The organism is Pelagicoccus sp. SDUM812003 (assembly GCF_031127815.1).
Taxonomy (GTDB): Bacteria; Verrucomicrobiota; Verrucomicrobiia; order Opitutales; family Opitutaceae; genus Pelagicoccus.
Genome location: NZ_JARXHY010000009.1, coordinates 195,556 through 210,485, shown reverse-complemented (window position 1 = coordinate 210,485; position 14,930 = coordinate 195,556). Strand labels below are relative to the sequence as shown.

The following is a 14,930-nucleotide window of genomic DNA, read 5'->3' as shown; positions in this document are numbered from 1 at the left end:
GGCGCTGACCCGCCGTTTTGCGACTCGCCAACAAGCGAATTCCTGCTCCTGCTTTCTTGTATTTCTTCGGAAAGCGCTCTAGCAATGCCGTCCCTCTGAAATTTTCGAACTATGAAAGTGAAGAAAGTAGGCATCCTCACGGCAGGCGGCTTAGCCCCTTGTCTCTCCTCCGCAATTGGTGGTTTGATCCAGCGTTACACGGAAATCGATCCGGACGTGGAGATTATCTGCTACAAGAACGGCTACTACGGGCTGCTGAAAGGCTTGAGCTACGAAGTGACCCCGGAAGTGCGCAAAAATGCGGGCAACTTGCACCTGTTTGGCGGCAGCCCCATCGGCAACAGCCGCGTCAAGCTGACCAACGTCAAGGACTGCGTGAAGCGCGGCCTGGTCAAGGAAGGCGAAGACCCTCAGAAGGTAGCAGCCGACCAGCTGGTCAAGGATGGCGTGGACGTTCTCCACACCATCGGTGGCGACGACACCAACACTGCGGCGGCGGACCTGGCGGCTTATTTGGCCAAGAACGACTACGCCTTGCGCGTCATCGGTCTGCCCAAGACTATCGACAACGACGTCTACCCGATCAAGCAGTCCCTGGGCGCCTACACCGCGGCCGAGCATGGGGCGAACTATTTTGAAAACGTGGTGGCCGAGCACAACAGCAGCCCGCGCATGCTGATCATCCACGAAGTGATGGGCCGCCACTGCGGCTGGCTCGCGGCCTACACCGCTTACGAGTACCACAAGCGCCAGAAGTGCCGGTACTGGGTGCCGGAAATCGGCCTCTCCCGCGAGCGTCACGACGTGCACGCGGTCTACGTGCCGGAGCTCAGCATTGACCTGGAAGCGGAAGCCGATCGTTTGCGCAAGCAGCTCGACGAGCACGACGCGGTCAACATCTTCCTCTCCGAGGGCGCTGGCGTGGCTGACATCGTAGCCAAGAAGGAAGCGGCGGGCGAAGAAATCATCCGCGACGCCTTCGGTCACGTGCAGCTCGACTTCATCAACCCAGGCCAGTACTTCGCCAAGCAGTTCAAGGAACTGATCGGAGCGGAGAAGGTACTCGTTCAGAAGAGCGGCTACTACTCGCGCGCTGCAGCGGCCAACGTCAAGGACTTGAACCTGATCAAGAGCTGCGTCGACAAGGCTGTTGAGGCTGCGTTTGACGGTGAAAGCGGCGTGATCGGTCACGACGAAAACAACCGCGACATCCTACGGGCTTGCGAATTCGATCGCGTGGCCGGCGGCAAGCCTTTCGACACCAACCAGGACTGGTTCAACGAACTGCTCGCGGAGATCGGCCAGCCCAAGGGCAAGGTGCAGGACACTTCGCACTAAGATCGGGTGAATGGTGGGACGCGCGAGCCGAGGACGTCTCGCGCCACCTGAAGAAAATTTCAAGCCGCGGCGTTTCGAACGCTGCGGCTTTTTCGTGTTCGGACGCAGGGAGGTCGGCTTCGCGCTTGATCGAGAAGTCTTGAGCGGCAAGCTGGTCGATATGGAGGAGAGCAGTGTGGCAACCGCGGCGTTGCGGTTTGTGGGAGTGAACAAGCGATATGGCGACTTTCTGGCTTTGAAGGACGTCGATTTGACGGTGGAGCCAGGGGAGATCTTCGCCCTGCTGGGACCGAATGGAGCAGGGAAAACCACCGCCATCGGCTGCGCCTCAGGACTGATCCAGGACTTCGAGGGACGCATCGAAGTAGGCGGCTACGACGTGCGTAGTGACTTTCGCATTACGCGGCGTCTGGTTGGTCTGGTGCCGCAGGAGTTGAATTTCGACGGCTTCTTTTCAGCCCGCGAGGCCTTGTTCTACCAATCCGGCTACTACGGCCAGCGCCCGGATAAAAAGAAGATTGAACAGATGTTGCGCAGCTTCGCCTTGCATGAAAAAGCGGATACCAACACGCGTCGCCTTTCCGGCGGCATGAAACGGCGTTTGATGGTTTGCAAGGCCCTGATGCACGATCCGGCGGTGCTGTTTCTCGACGAGCCTACCGCAGGCGTGGATGTGGAGTTGCGGGAGGAACTCTGGGAAAACGTTTCGAAGCTCAAGGAGGACGGTGTGACCATCGTGCTCACCACGCACTATCTGGAAGAGGCGGAACAGCTCGCGGACCGCATCGGCATCATCGATCAAGGGAAACTGTTGCGCGTGCAGCCGCGCGAGGAGTTGCTCTCGGAGCTCGGGCGTCGCTGGGTGCGGGTTTCCTTCTCGGGTCCTGTTTCTTTGGATACGATGCTCGCAGCGAATCTCGGACGAGTCACGCAAGAGGACGGGCATCGGTTTCGCATCGACTACGAACCGAGCGAAAACGATGGTTCGGAGGAGCACCTTGTCGGCAGGCTGGTGGATTTCGGTCGAGCGCGCGGCTTGCTGGTGGTGGATGTGCAAGCGGGCAGAAGCTCCTTGGAAGATATCTTCAAGGATTTGCTGAAAAACGGCAAGAAGGAGGCTGGACGATGATCAATCGAGACAAGGCGCTTAAGCGTATCCAGCGTTCCGCTACGGAAGCCCGGGCATCGTCGGGGTGGTACAATGCGTGGATTCTCTTTCGTCGCGAGATCAAGCGCTTTATGGTGATCGCTGGCCAGAGCGTGGTCAGCCCGGTGATCACTACCATGCTCTATTTTCTGGTATTCGGCTTTTCCTTGGGGAGCCGGCTCGATGAGATGGGTGGGGTGGCGTACATGGATTTTCTCACCCCGGGGCTGATCATGATGTCGCTGATCAACAACTCGTTTATCAACTCCGCGTTTTCCTTCTTCCTGACCAAGGTGCACGGTTCGGTGGTGGACATTTTGGCGTCTCCCTTGTCGAACATCCAGATCATGACCGCCTACACCGCGGCCTCACTGGTGCGCGGTTTGATGACTTCCTGCATCATCTGGGCGATCGCGGCTGGGTTTGGGGCCCAGACGATGTACAATCCAGTTTTGACCGTGGGATTCATGGCGCTGGTCTCTGCTGCGTTCAGCTTGTTTGGGCTGGGAACCGCGGTGGTGGCTCGGGAATTCGAGCACGTCAACTTCGTGCCCAATTTCGTGGTGGTGCCATTTACCTTTCTGGGGGGCGTCTTCTATTCCATCACCCTGCTGCCGGAGCCGTGGCACGAGGTAGCCTTGTTCAATCCGTTTCTCTACATGGTCAATGGTATCCGCTATGGCATGACAGGCGTCAGCGACGTAAGCCTGGCCAGCAGCTTGGCGGTCAGCGGGGTGTTTCTGGGCTTGTCGTTCGCGATGGCTTGGGGGCTGCTCAGGTCGGGCAAGAATTTGCGCAGCTAGAGAGAGCAAGGACTGAACGCGTCCGGAGGCCGCGTCCCACCTTTAGTGGCTGTGGGCGAGTTTTTCGCTTTTTAGGACGCGGCTTTCCAGTTGCGGGGGCAGCAGTTCGTAGCGGGAGAACGTTTCGTTGTGCAGACCCACCCCGCCGGTGAGGGAGCGCAGGGTGGTGGCGTAGCGGTACATCTCCATCTGGGGGACTTCCGCTTTGATGGTGCGGTATTTGGTTTCCCCTTCGATGCCATGGATGTGTCCGCGGCGGGCGGATAGGTCGCTCATGACGTCGCCGAGAAATTGCTCCGGCACGGTGATTTCCACACTGAGCAACGGCTCAAGCAAGCAAGGCCGAGCTGCCATGAACGCCTCTCGGAAAGCTTCTTTGCCAGCGATCTGAAAGGCGATGTCCTTGGAGTCGACGCTGTGCATCTTGCCGTCGTAGAAGTCGATGGCCAGGTCGGTGATGTGGTAGCCGCCGTATATGCCCTCCTCGCAGGCCGCCTTGACGCCTTTTTCCACCGAGGGCACGAAGACGCGATCCACGTTTGTGCCGACCAGACTCTGTTGAAAATCGATGCCGCTGTCGCGTTCGCCAGGGCGGATGCGCATCCAGACTTCGGCGAACTGCCCGGCGCCGCCGCTTTGCTTCTTGTGGCGATACTTCGAATCCGCGGGCATCTGGATGGTTTCGCGAAAGGCGATGCGCGGCTCGACGATGTCGACCTCCACGTTGAAGCGGCGAGAGAGGCGGGACTTGATGACTTCGAGGTGCAGTTCGCCTTGGCCGCTGACCACGAGCTCCTTGGTCTCGTTGTTGTATCCAAAAAGAAATGTCGGGTCCTCTTCGTGCAAGGTGGTGAGTCCGGCGGCGAGTTTATCTTCGTCGCCTTGATGCAGGGCTACCATGGTGCCGTGAATATTGGGCTTCGGATAGTCGACTCGTGGCAATCGAACCTTGCGATCCGGGCTGGTGAGAGTGTTGCCGGTGTGGGTGTCGCGCAGTTTGGCCATCACTCCGATGTCGCCGGGTCCGATTTCATCGATCCCTTCGCGGGTGTGGCCTTGCAGGGTGAAGATCTGGCCGATCTTTTCGGTGACGTCGCGATGCGGATTGTAGAGCTCCATATTCGGATGGATGGAGCCGGAGTACATGCGGCAGAAGGAGAGCTCGCCCACGTGCGGTTCGCTGATGGTTTTCCAGATGTAGCAAGCCGGCGACGAGTCGCCCAAGGCGATGGAGCCCTTGTGTCCTTCTTCGTCGGTGGCGGGCACTTCGCGACGGTCCACCGGCGAGCTGCCGTATTTGGCTACGAGGTCCATCAAGCGAGCGACCCCGACGTTTTTAAGGGCCGAGGTCGCGAAAACAGGAATGAAGGTCTGGGCTTGGATGGCGGCGTGTACGCCGCTGCGCAGTTGGTCTTCGGTGAGGTCGCCTTGTTCGAAGAAGTCTTCCAGGAGGCTATCGTCCGCCTCCGCTACCAGTTCGATGAGCTCGGAGTGCAGCACCCGCACCCGCTGTTTCCAAGCCCCGTCGGCGGCGGTTTCGGTATAGGTGCCCGAGCCGTCGCGAGCGTAGTCGACCTCTTCGGAGCGCATCACATCGAGGATGCGACAGCAGCCGGGGCCCGTATCGATGGGCAGGGTCATGGGGAAGACCTTTTTGCCGAAATGGCTGCGCAGGTCGGCGAGCACTTGATCGAAGTCCACGTTTTCCTTGTCGATGCCGTTGACCACGATGAGCTTTGGCAGTCCGAAACGGTTGGCGTATTCCCAGACCTGATCGGTGCCGATTTCGGGGTCGGAAGTGGCGTTGACCACTACCATGGCGAAATCTCCCACTCGCAAGGCGCCGAGGCCCTCGCTGATGAAGTCGAGGTAGCCCGGGGTGTCGATGATGTTGAACTTGCGGTTCATCCAGGCGCAGTGGAGCAAGGAGGCGTGCACGGAGATCTGGCGTTCCTTTTCCGTGGCGTGGTAGTCGGAGACGGTGTTGCCCGCCTCCACCAGCCCCATGCGGTTGATCACTCCGGCGCAGGCCAACATGGCTTCGGAGAGGGTGGTCTTGCCGGAGCTCTGGTGCCCGACGATGGCGAAGTTTCTGATATGCTCTGGGGGGTAGGTCATGGGCGTCTTTCTCGAGTCTTGAGGGGTCCAGTTGAGGTGGCGACGTCACTGCGTCGCTTCGATTGATGGGATTTCTTGGGGTAAGAGACGTGACCGCGATTCGGGGTGGCGCACGCAGGTGAGGGCATTGGAAAAATGGCGCAGAGCCGGGCGAAGGTCAATCGAAGATGGCAGGGCCAGCGAAGCGATTCTGACAACCTCCCGCGAACCACCTGCGACGGCGGCATCTTAGTTTTTGCTACAACGTTGTAGCGAAAAGTTAGAATTGAGAGCGGGAGGTATTTTTTTTGGGTGGGGGCGGGAGGAGATTGGGGGAGGAGCGACGCGGCGGTCGCTCCCTACCTGTCGCGTAGGAGCAGGCAGGCGGTAGGCTGGTCGAGGCCTTTGCCGAGGCGCTTGCGCGGACGCCAACCAGGGGCGGCGGGTTCGAAGCGGCCGGGGCATTCGAAAATCACTAGCCCGTCTTCCGCCAGGAGCTGGTCGAAGATTGGAAAGAGTTTTGGCGTGAGGCTTTCCATCGCCTCGTATGGCGGGTCGACGAAGATAAAATCGAAGGGGGTGGGAGCGTCGGGATTGGCGAATTTCGTGACGTCGCCGATGACGATGCGCGTATCCAGTTTTTCCTGCATGCTTTTTGCCACGATGGAAATGTTCTGGGAAATCATGCTGGTGGCGCGGCGATTGAGTTCCACAAAGGTGCAATGGCTTGCTCCGCGGCTGAGGGCTTCGAGACCGTAGGAGCCGGTGCCGGCGAAGAGATCGCACACGCGGGCGCCGTCCACCAGAGGTCCAATGCTGGAGAAGATGCCTTGGCGCAGCTTGTCCATGGCGGGACGATGGACCGCCTTCTTGTCGACGCGGAGCGTGACGCCGCGAGCTTTGCCTCCGGAAATGCGCATGGGGGCAGACTGTGCAGCGGGCGAGGGCGTAGGGGCAAGTCTAGGTTTGCGAAACCCGTTCTGGCTGGCGGAGGGAATTGGCCAAGGCTTCGGTGACGGCGCTGGCCCGTCGCGATGTCTCGACCACCAAGGTGTTGAGCCGGTTGTTGAAGTAGGAGTGAGCGACCATGGCGGGGATGCCGATGCAAAGACCGGTGGCGGTGGTGATAAGGGCTTCGCCGATATCGCCAGCGAAGAGCTCTGGCCGTCCCATGCCACCGCTAGCCATGGTTTGAAAGCCGCCGATCATGCCGCTGACCGTGCCCAGCAAGCCGATCATGGGGGCCACGCTGGCGATCACGGCGAGGTAGTGTATCCACTGGGAAATGGCGTTTTCCTCCAGCTCGATCGTGGTAGCGATCTCCTCTTCCACGGAGCGGATCTCGCCTTGTCCCGTCCTCGGGTCGAGCTTGGCTAGGCCGCAGCGTAGGGATCGTCCCAGTGTGGTGGCTTCGTTGGAGAGTTCCTCGATCGCCTTGGAAACATCCCCTTCTCTTAGAAGTAGCGAAATGTCGGATACGTTTTGGTTGAGGCCGAAGTTCGAAGCCCTCGTTTCTCGAAAGCAATGAATGGCGAGGGTTAGCATGGCGAGGGAGGTCAGGACAAGCGGTATCATGGCCCACCCTCCCTGCTGGATCATCGCCCAAAGCGAGGAATCGTCGCCTTGCGCGGCTTGTGTGTAAGGAATTATGAATACGGATACGAGGGTAACAGCTCTCTTCGGTTTCATGGTTTGGGTTGGGACTTGAGGAGTTGGGAAAAGTCGAGTGAGGTTTCGACAAGAGAAGGTGGGGTGAAGACGATGGTCCGCGTCGCTTCGCTCTCGGTTTCGTTTTCGTCTTCGAATACGAGCCTTTCTGCGACAGCAGGGTAGCCAAGTTTGCGGTAGCATTGCGCGGCCAATTCGCGACAGCGTTGCAAGTCGATGGGGTTGTCGGCTCCGTGGGCGAGGGGAAAGCTGGCTTGCCAGAGAGCGGCTTCGGTGAGGCCGCGTTTCAGGTAGGCTTGCGCCAATGCCAGACGAGCAACGCTTTGCTTGCGAGGCGAGGGGTGGTTTTGGATGTAGCTGCGGGCATGGATCGCGGCTTCATCTACAAGCTGGCAGGCGAGGGCCGATGTGATGAGAAGACGATCGATCCGTTCGATGTTTTCTGACTGGGCAAGCTTGCTTTTCCAGAGCTTTGCGTAGGACAAGGCGGCGAGCGGAGCGTCAGACGAGAGGTAGCGGTCCAGATGGTTCACCAGTTTGTCCTCGTCTTCCTTCCGAAGCAGGCCGAGGTAGTCTGCTAGCTTTAGAATAGCCTGATCGTCTTCATGAAATGTCTCCGTAAAGTGGATATGGCGGATCTGTCTCGGGGAGAATCGCTGGTATCCGGTCGTCTGGTTGCGGTGGATTTCGAGGATGACGAAGTCGGCTTCGCGGCCTTGCAGCGAGCCATGCGCGGTGGTTCCGTCTGTGAGGGTGATGGTGTCCGCTCGGAAGAGAAGGCTCGGTGCTGCCGACGCGAGGGCGAGGATGAGGATGCGAGTGAGGTCGGTCATTGCATTTGGCGAATTTCATCAGCCAGATCGCGGGCGGCGAGATAGGCGGGGAATGATTCTAGGTCATCCTGTACCAGCAACTCCTCCGCGAGAGCGAGGGAGTCGTCGTATCTGGTTTTGCGATACAGGATTTTCATGCAGTTGAAGTAGGCGCTGGCGCACAGTTCCCTTTCCGAGCGGTAGAGCGTGAAGATCCGCTGAAAGTAGGCGTAGGCTTGCTCGGGTCGTTCCTGCCTGGCTTCGATTTCGCCGATGCGAAACAGGGCTTCCGCTTTTTGTTGGTGCGTGGAGGCGCGGTCGCGCAAGATCCCATCGCAGGCATCTCGACACGCATCGTACCGATGCAACTCAAAGCTCGATTTGGCCAGCAGTGTCATCGCTTCCGCCCTTAGGGAAGGGGTGAGCTCATCTATCGAAACGTGAGCGAGTTGCTCCAGGGCGCTTTCGTAGCTGTCTGCGTTCAAGTGGAGTCGAGCAAGTTGGATACGAGCATGCTGACCGAAACCCGAGTCGGGAAAGGCCTCTAGGATTCTGTCGAAGTAGTCGGAAGCGTCGACGGATCCGATATCGCCCAAAGCGGTTCCGGCGGCAAGCAGGCACTCCGGCGGCAGGTCGTCGATCGAAAATTTGGATACAAGTTCCAGGTTACGACGTTTTGCTTCCGGGTGATTTCCGTCTAATTGAAGAGTTTGGGACACCGCGAGCAGGCACCGACTGGCGAGGGTATGGCGGTTTCCTTTCAGGGCTTGCTCGCCAAGCGCCTCGGGTTGGAGGGCGCCTTCTTTGCTGGCGCGTAGGATGAGATCGGTTGTTCCTCGAGCGTGGGCATCGTTTCCATAGCGCTCGATGGTCCTGGTCAGCAGTTCGCGAGCGGCGTCCCTCTGGCCAGTTTCCGTTAGCAGATCGCAAGCGATGGCGTGAGCGGCACCGACATGCTTTGCGGGGACCAAGGCTTGGAGGTAGTCCTTTAGAAGGGCGAGCGCCTTGTCGGCTTGGTCCCCTTCGCGCAGGAGCGGGATGCAGGTCGAGAGAGCGAAGAAGCGTAGCTCGCGATCGTCGTTCGATACCTTGAGGTAAGCGTTGATGGCCTCGCCCGTTCGACTGGCGTCGCGAAGCAGGTCTCCGTAGAGCATGTAGGCCTCGTCTTGGCGAGCGTGTCGAGGATAGCTCGCGAACCAGTCCTCAAGCTGCTGCGAGGCGGTCTGGTCATCGTTGTCCGCGTAGTGGCAAAGGGCGATGCGGTAGCCAGCTTCGCCGTGCAGACTGAGCCAAGCCTCCTGGCTCAGCACGGTGCGGTAGCAGGCGATCGCCTGCGTGTATTCACTTTTTTGAAACAGGCAGATGCCCTGCCAGAGCTTGGCCTGGGCAGCGAGCAGCGAATCTGGCTGAAGGGCGTAGGCGGTCTTGAAAGCCTCGATCGCAAGGTCGAGCTGTTCGAGTTGAGCGCGGCAGATGCCGATAAAGTAGACGGCGCTGGTTCGAAGCGATTGAGCGATGTCGCTTTGGTTGACCAGTGAATTCAGGGTCTGCAGGGCGTCCTGGTAGGCCTCGGTATCGATTTGGGCTTGGGCGATCCAGTAGAGCGCTTGAGCGACGGCGGGGCTTTCCGGATAGCGTTCGATGTAGGCCTGGCCGATGATTGAGGAGGCTTTCCATGCCTGCATGGAGCGGGCGGCGCTGATCCACTCCAAGTGAGCTAGATCGGCGTGTTCGGAGTTCGGGTCGAGGGCGATGCCTTCCAGAAGCAGCCATGCTTCGATGGGACGTTGCGTTTGCAGGAAGCAGCGGGCTTTTCGCAGGTCGAGAGCATCGTCGTAGTTTGGCTGCTCTTCCAGAGCGGCGAGCTGGCGTGTCAGGTTGGCCAAGGTTTCCTGGTAGAAGTCGGTCCAGAGGCGCTGTTCGGTTTCGAGCTGGGGGGATCGATCGCTCAAGGTCTCCTGCAGCTCGCGTATTTGACGTCGCTGCTTGTGTACCAGCTCCTCGTGGGGAGGGGCGAGTTGATAGAGCTGTAGGGCGATAGCGGGGGATGAGGGGGCGAGCTGATCGGCCAGTTCGAAGGCTAGGAAGGCCAGGCTGGCGTGCTCCGGCATGGGCGCGTCGCTCCAGTTGTGGCTGACGAGACGCAGGGCGGCCTGGTTGGGGCGGGATTGCTCGGAAAGCAGGGCGGCAAGCTGCAAGGCGGCTTGCGCGGCGATGCGTCGGGATTTGGAAGAGCGCAGCAGAGATTCCAGCAAGGGGATGCTTTTCTCCGGCGGGGAGAGTCTGGCTTGCTGCAAAGTGGCGAGGTCGGAAAACGCGGTGTTCGCCGCCGCGTCGCGTATCTGGTCGAAGGCCTCGCGAGCCGCATCCAACTTATCACTACGAAGCAAGCTGACCGCGTAGAGAAAGCGAGCGAAGTGCTCGGTTTGGTCTCCGCAAGCGAAGTCGTTGAGGTAGAGGAGCAGGGCGTCCGACGCTTCGGCGTAGCGCTTCGATTTCAACGAAGCGAATCCATTGAGAGGCAGAAGCTTTTTTGGAAGCTCGCTGCTGTTCCAGATCGGTTCCTCCTGATAGTGTTCGCGGATGGAGGTGAAGGCTGCCGCTGCCGCGGTATAGTTTCCGCTCGCGAAGGCGCGCGTGCCTTCTTGGAGCAGCTGGGGCAGGGTTCTGTATTCGATCTCCGGTGACGAGACGCTGAGGCAGGCGAATGCGAGGCAGGCGAACCCGGCCAGCCGTTTTGCGAGACGGAGGCGAAGGTACGTTTTAAGGAGGGCTAGGGTCGTGGGGGGCGGCGGTTGGGGAGCCGGGGATTCCAGATTACAAGAGCATCGAAAGCATGTTCTTTCGGTCATTTATTTCGAAGCGGGCTTCGTCGATGAGCATTGGGATATCAAGAGGGTCGATTCCGAGGAGGGAAAGGGCGCTTCGGATGTGCTCGGGAGTGGCGTCCTCCCAATCGTACTTGGCGAGTTTGGTGGCGATCCAGCGGGCCAGCGAGAGCAAGGCGGTTTCCTTGAGAAAGGTGGAGGCCGAGGCCGGGTAGGACTGGTTTTTTATGGGCTGCCAGCACGCGGGCTCGAACTGCCAATGACTGAGCAGCTCCGCGCCTACGCGGTGGTGGGTCATGCCGAAGAGATCCATTTCGACGCTCTCCAGCGGTCGCGATTCGCTTACGAGGCCTGATATGTCGGCCAACTGGTCGAGTCGTTCGAGGTAGAGGTTGATGGCCAGTTTGCCGATGATGTGGAGCAGCCCGGTGATGTAGGGGTTGTTGGGATCGAAGCCGACGCGCTTGGCCAGGGTTTCGGAGGTGACCGCCACGTCGACGCATTGGTCGGCGAACTCGGTGGCGGTGATGCCGTACAGGGGCAGGGCTTGGTAGAAGCACTCGTGAGCGACCACCATGGATAGGACCTTTTGCACCTCGCGAAAGCCGATGCGGCTGATCGCGGTGTCCAAGTCGTTGATTTTAAACGAGGCTCCGTAGTAGGCGCTGTTGGTGACCCGAAGGATCTGGGCGGCCAGACCGGGGTCCATCTTCACCAGGGAGGTGATGTAGTCTAGAGCGGTGTCCTCGTTTTGGATCAGCTGGGAGAGTCGAGCGAAGATGCGCGGGGAGGCGGGAAGGCTGGAGGAATATTCCAGTAGCAGCTCCAAGTTGATTTTCTCGATCTGATCGAAGGACATGCGGGGTCGAGGTTGCTCGATATCAAAGCCTTGGATGAAAAGCTTCGTGAGCGGCAGGGGCGAGGAAAAACGGTTCGCTTGCTGGTCTCGCTCGAGGGCTACAGCGGTGGGTCGGCGGTGCGCGATCGTGCAGCGAAGCGCTCGCCTGTTCGCGAAGACTAGGGGCTTCGCCCGGGATGGAGCGTGAAAAACCTGCGAATGCCGGAGGGCGATTTGAGAAAAGCGTTAGCAGCGGTTTGAGATATCGCCGCGCTCATCTAAAATTTTTTGGCGGGTTGGTGACAGGAATCGCGCATTGGCCATGCAGAGGGCGTCTCTGCGCGCCTGCCAGTTGTACCCTTCCCCAGTGATCAATCACGACAAGCGTAAACTAACTAGAACAAAACTATGATCCCCATGACCCCCAACATGCAACCTACCACGTGTAGGAAGGCAGCGAAGCTGTCACTTGCGCTTCTTCTCACCCTCTCTCCGCTGGCCGCGTTCGGTCAGGAAGAGGACGAGAAGTTGTTTGAACTCGATGCCTTCGTGGTAGAAGGCAGCATCCGCGAGAGTCTCATCGAAGGCGTTGAGATCAAGCGCAACAACTTCCAGATGGTCGACGCGATCATCGCGGAAGACATCGGCAAGTTCCCGGACAACAACGTGGTGGAAGCTCTCCAGCGCGTGACCGGCGTTCAGGTGACGGACCGCGCCGGTGGTGAAGTCTCCACGGTCTCCATCCGCGGCATGAACGACATCGCCACCACGGTCAACGGTCGCAACATTTTCACCGCGTCCGGCCGTTCCGTCGCTCTCGCCGACATCCCGGCCTCGCTGCTGAATCGTGTCGACGTTTTCAAGACCCGTTCCGCCGAGCACCTGGAGCAAGGCATCGCCGGTGTGATCGACGTGAAGACGCAGCGCCCGTTCTACTTCGACGGTCGTAAGTCCGTGATTTCCGCCCGCTTCATCAATCAGGAGCAGGAAGGCAGCTACGATCCGAACGTCAGCTTCATGACCACCAACACGTGGGAAACGGATGCGGGCAAGTTCGGAGCTCTGATCAATCTTTCGTATGCGGAAACCAACTACCGCGACCAAAGCGTGACCGCAGGGGCCATGGTTCCCTTCACCACGAACAATCCTCCTCCGGGCTGGGGCCCTTACGAGCGCATCTTCCTTACCGATGGTCGCGTGACGGAAAACCCCATCTGGCAGGCTGGACTTGATGCCGGTCTCCCATCCGAGGCGGGATCCACGCTCACCTTCAACGGTGAAGAATACGAGTACGTGCTTTCTCGCGACGCGGTTTTCGCCAGCGACTTCACCGGTCACCGCGAACGTCCGGCCGCCAACATCTCTCTACAGTTCGCTCCGGATGAAAGCTCCGAGTACACCTTCGAAGCCTTCTACAACGGCTACCGCAACGAAGGTTTCAACTCTCTGCACTTCTCCTTCGTGGACTGGTGGGGCAACTTGGGCGAGCACTCCGCCGAGCTCTACCCGGGCACCAACATCGTCAAGTCGCGTGAGAACGTGAAGGACGTGTACGGTTTCCAGAGTGGAGACCTAACCGTGAGCAAGACCGATAGCTACCTCTTCGCCCTCGGAGGCAAGTGGAGCATCAGCGACAACCTCAAGCTGACCGCGGACCTGTCCTATCAGGATAGCACCTTCGAAAGCGACTTCCTTGCTATGCGTACCGAGCGCGTGCACAGTCAGATCGACGTGGATTTCAGTTCGGAATCCGGATATCCGTCATGGAATTTCGGTGAAGCCGACGATCTGACCAACCCGGCGAATTGGACCATCGCTCAGCTCTACGACAACTCCTACCGCAACGAAGGTGACGCGATCGAGTTCCTGTTCGACGGCGACTACAATGCGGATTGGGGCATCATCGACGCTTTGCGCTTCGGTCTCCGCTACGATGATCGTGGCGCCGTTGAAGCGAATCGCTTCCTCGACCGAAACAACGGACTTCCGGGCGAGATTGGATATGTTCCGTTCCTTGGCCAGCGCCTTAGCGATCATCCTGAACTGGCCTACCAGAACTCAGGCTTCTTCGATGGAAACACCGACGTTCCGAGCTCCTGGTTGGTTGGAAACGGCCACTACATTTTCAACAACCACGATGAGATCCTCGATCTGTACGGCCTGCCCGGCACCGACACTCACCAGTTGACGACCAACTTCAAGATCGATGAAGTCACCACCAGCGCCTACGTGGTAGCGGATTTCCGTACGGATGTCGGCGAGCGCAGGCTCGACGGCCAGTTCGGATTCCGTTTTGTAAATGTGGATACGGATATGGAGTTCTTCGATCTCCAGAACAGTGTTTGGACCGATGACTCGACCTCGACCGACGACATCCTGCCAAGCTTCACCGTTCGCTACGATTGGACTCCTCACTTCCGTACTCGTTTCAGCTACGGAGAGACCCTGCGTCGCCCAGGCTTCGTGGACCTCAACCCGATCATCCGCTATGTTGAAGACGTGACCAATATCGGATACGGTACCGCCTCTGGTGGTAACCCCAACCTCCGCGCTACGACATCGAAAAACTACGACCTCGCGTTCGAATACTACTTTGAAGACGCCGGCGCGGTTTACGCCACGGTCTTCAAGCGCAAGATCGATGGCTTGGTCGTTAGCTTCCGCAACCGCGTGACCTACGAAGGATACGACTACATCCTCTCGCAGCCGGACAACGCTTCCAATGGCGAGCTGGACGGTGTCGAATTCGGATGGGTCTACTTCCCTGAAGAGCTGCCCGGCATCCTTGACGGATTTGGCGTGCAGGCCTCCTACACCATGCTGGATTCGATCCAGGATATCCCGGTCACCGACGATACTGGTGAAGTTGTCGGTACCGACACCTCTCCCTTCTTCGGTGTATCCGATTCGTCCTACAGCGTGGTGCTCGCCTACGAAAAGGAAAAGTGGAACAGCCGCCTCTCCTACGTCTGGCGTGAAGATTGGCTCAACAACAACGAGGCTGCTCAGTTCGCGAACCCGATCGGCGTCTACCGCGCTCCGCAGCAGAGCTTGGACTTCCAGCTGACCTACAACGTCTCTGACAACTTCAAGCTGACCTTCGACGCGACCAACCTCACTGACGAAATCTACCAGAGCTACTACGAGCATCCCGAAACCAACGGCTTCGGCAACTGGCTCATCAGCCGTACCTTCGCCCTCGGCGCTCGCTACAGCTTCTAGGAGCCATATAGACTGGTTGACTCTTTGCCAAAGGCGGCTCCAGAAATGGGGTCGCCTTTTTTGTCTCATCCTCGAACCGAACAAACGACGACCCATCGAGTCGAAACAGGGATGCAACTCGTTTTTGCAACATTGCAAAAACGAGTTGCGCGACGGAAGCATCGGGCGCTGCTCGTT

The 14,930-nt window shown here is 59.0% G+C and carries 10 protein-coding genes; 4 read left to right on the top strand and 6 right to left on the bottom strand.

Annotated features, from left to right (window positions below; genetic code table 11):
• Positions 1-111 precede the first annotated feature (111 nt).
• The 3 genes from QEH54_RS13985 to QEH54_RS13975 are packed head-to-tail and all read left to right on the top strand — an operon-like array spanning position 112 to position 3,288.
• A complete protein-coding gene (locus tag QEH54_RS13985; protein WP_309019313.1) occupies positions 112-1,338 on the top strand; it encodes a pyrophosphate--fructose-6-phosphate 1-phosphotransferase in 1,227 nt (408 codons plus the stop codon).
• A 10-nt stretch (positions 1,339-1,348) separates the two neighbouring features.
• The gene (locus tag QEH54_RS13980; RefSeq protein ID WP_309019312.1) at positions 1,349-2,467 is read left to right on the top strand and encodes an ABC transporter ATP-binding protein; all 1,119 of its coding nucleotides are present in this window, start codon (positions 1,349-1,351) and stop codon (positions 2,465-2,467) included.
• On the top strand, positions 2,464-3,288 hold the full coding sequence (locus QEH54_RS13975; RefSeq protein ID WP_309019311.1) for an ABC transporter permease: 825 nt from the start codon (positions 2,464-2,466) through the stop codon (positions 3,286-3,288). Before QEH54_RS13980 ends, QEH54_RS13975 begins: the two co-directional genes overlap by 4 nt.
• Before the next feature lie 42 nt (positions 3,289-3,330).
• Here the strand turns inward: QEH54_RS13975 and QEH54_RS13970 are convergent, their stop codons facing one another.
• From QEH54_RS13970 to QEH54_RS13945, 6 genes are all read right to left on the bottom strand, one after another.
• The gene (locus QEH54_RS13970) at positions 3,331-5,406 is read right to left on the bottom strand and encodes an elongation factor G (protein WP_309019310.1); all 2,076 of its coding nucleotides are present in this window, start codon (positions 5,404-5,406) and stop codon (positions 3,331-3,333) included.
• A gap of 338 nt (positions 5,407-5,744) precedes the next feature.
• Entirely contained in the window at positions 5,745-6,305 is a 561-nt protein-coding gene (locus QEH54_RS13965; RefSeq protein ID WP_309019309.1) for an RsmD family RNA methyltransferase, read from the bottom strand.
• 40 nt (positions 6,306-6,345) lie between these two features.
• Positions 6,346-7,074, bottom strand: coding sequence for a MotA/TolQ/ExbB proton channel family protein (locus QEH54_RS13960; protein WP_309019308.1), 729 nt, complete (start codon positions 7,072-7,074; stop codon positions 6,346-6,348).
• A complete protein-coding gene (locus QEH54_RS13955; RefSeq protein ID WP_309019307.1) occupies positions 7,071-7,886 on the bottom strand; it encodes a hypothetical protein in 816 nt (271 codons plus the stop codon). The genes QEH54_RS13960 and QEH54_RS13955 overlap by 4 nt, the downstream gene beginning before the upstream one ends.
• Entirely contained in the window at positions 7,883-10,717 is a 2,835-nt protein-coding gene (locus tag QEH54_RS13950) for a tetratricopeptide repeat protein (protein ID WP_309019306.1), read from the bottom strand. Before QEH54_RS13950 ends, QEH54_RS13955 begins: the two co-directional genes overlap by 4 nt.
• Complete coding sequence (locus QEH54_RS13945; protein ID WP_309019305.1) at positions 10,683-11,552, bottom strand: HDOD domain-containing protein; 870 nt, start codon at positions 11,550-11,552, stop codon at positions 10,683-10,685. The genes QEH54_RS13950 and QEH54_RS13945 overlap by 35 nt, the downstream gene beginning before the upstream one ends.
• Positions 11,553-11,939: 387 nt before the next feature.
• Between QEH54_RS13945 and QEH54_RS13940 the strand changes: the two genes are divergently transcribed.
• On the top strand, positions 11,940-14,753 hold the full coding sequence (locus tag QEH54_RS13940; RefSeq protein ID WP_309019304.1) for a TonB-dependent receptor: 2,814 nt from the start codon (positions 11,940-11,942) through the stop codon (positions 14,751-14,753).
• Positions 14,754-14,930: the final 177 nt, after the last annotated feature.

What these genes read in the sequence shown, in the direction of transcription:
- QEH54_RS13940 (WP_309019304.1), top strand. Translation starts at nt 11,940, where the DNA reads ATGATCCCCATGACCCCCAACATGCAACCTACCACGTGTAGGAAGGCA.
- QEH54_RS13945 (WP_309019305.1), bottom strand. Translation starts at nt 11,552, where the DNA reads ATGTCCTTCGATCAGATCGAGAAAATCAACTTGGAGCTGCTACTGGAA.
- QEH54_RS13965 (WP_309019309.1), bottom strand. Translation starts at nt 6,305, where the DNA reads ATGCGCATTTCCGGAGGCAAAGCTCGCGGCGTCACGCTCCGCGTCGAC.
- QEH54_RS13975 (WP_309019311.1), top strand. Translation starts at nt 2,464, where the DNA reads ATGATCAATCGAGACAAGGCGCTTAAGCGTATCCAGCGTTCCGCTACG.
- QEH54_RS13955 (WP_309019307.1), bottom strand. Translation starts at nt 7,886, where the DNA reads ATGACCGACCTCACTCGCATCCTCATCCTCGCCCTCGCGTCGGCAGCA.
- QEH54_RS13985 (WP_309019313.1), top strand. Translation starts at nt 112, where the DNA reads ATGAAAGTGAAGAAAGTAGGCATCCTCACGGCAGGCGGCTTAGCCCCT.
- QEH54_RS13960 (WP_309019308.1), bottom strand. Translation starts at nt 7,074, where the DNA reads ATGAAACCGAAGAGAGCTGTTACCCTCGTATCCGTATTCATAATTCCT.
- QEH54_RS13970 (WP_309019310.1), bottom strand. Translation starts at nt 5,406, where the DNA reads ATGACCTACCCCCCAGAGCATATCAGAAACTTCGCCATCGTCGGGCAC.
- QEH54_RS13980 (WP_309019312.1), top strand. Translation starts at nt 1,349, where the DNA reads ATGGTGGGACGCGCGAGCCGAGGACGTCTCGCGCCACCTGAAGAAAAT.
- QEH54_RS13950 (WP_309019306.1), bottom strand. Translation starts at nt 10,717, where the DNA reads ATGACCGAAAGAACATGCTTTCGATGCTCTTGTAATCTGGAATCCCCG.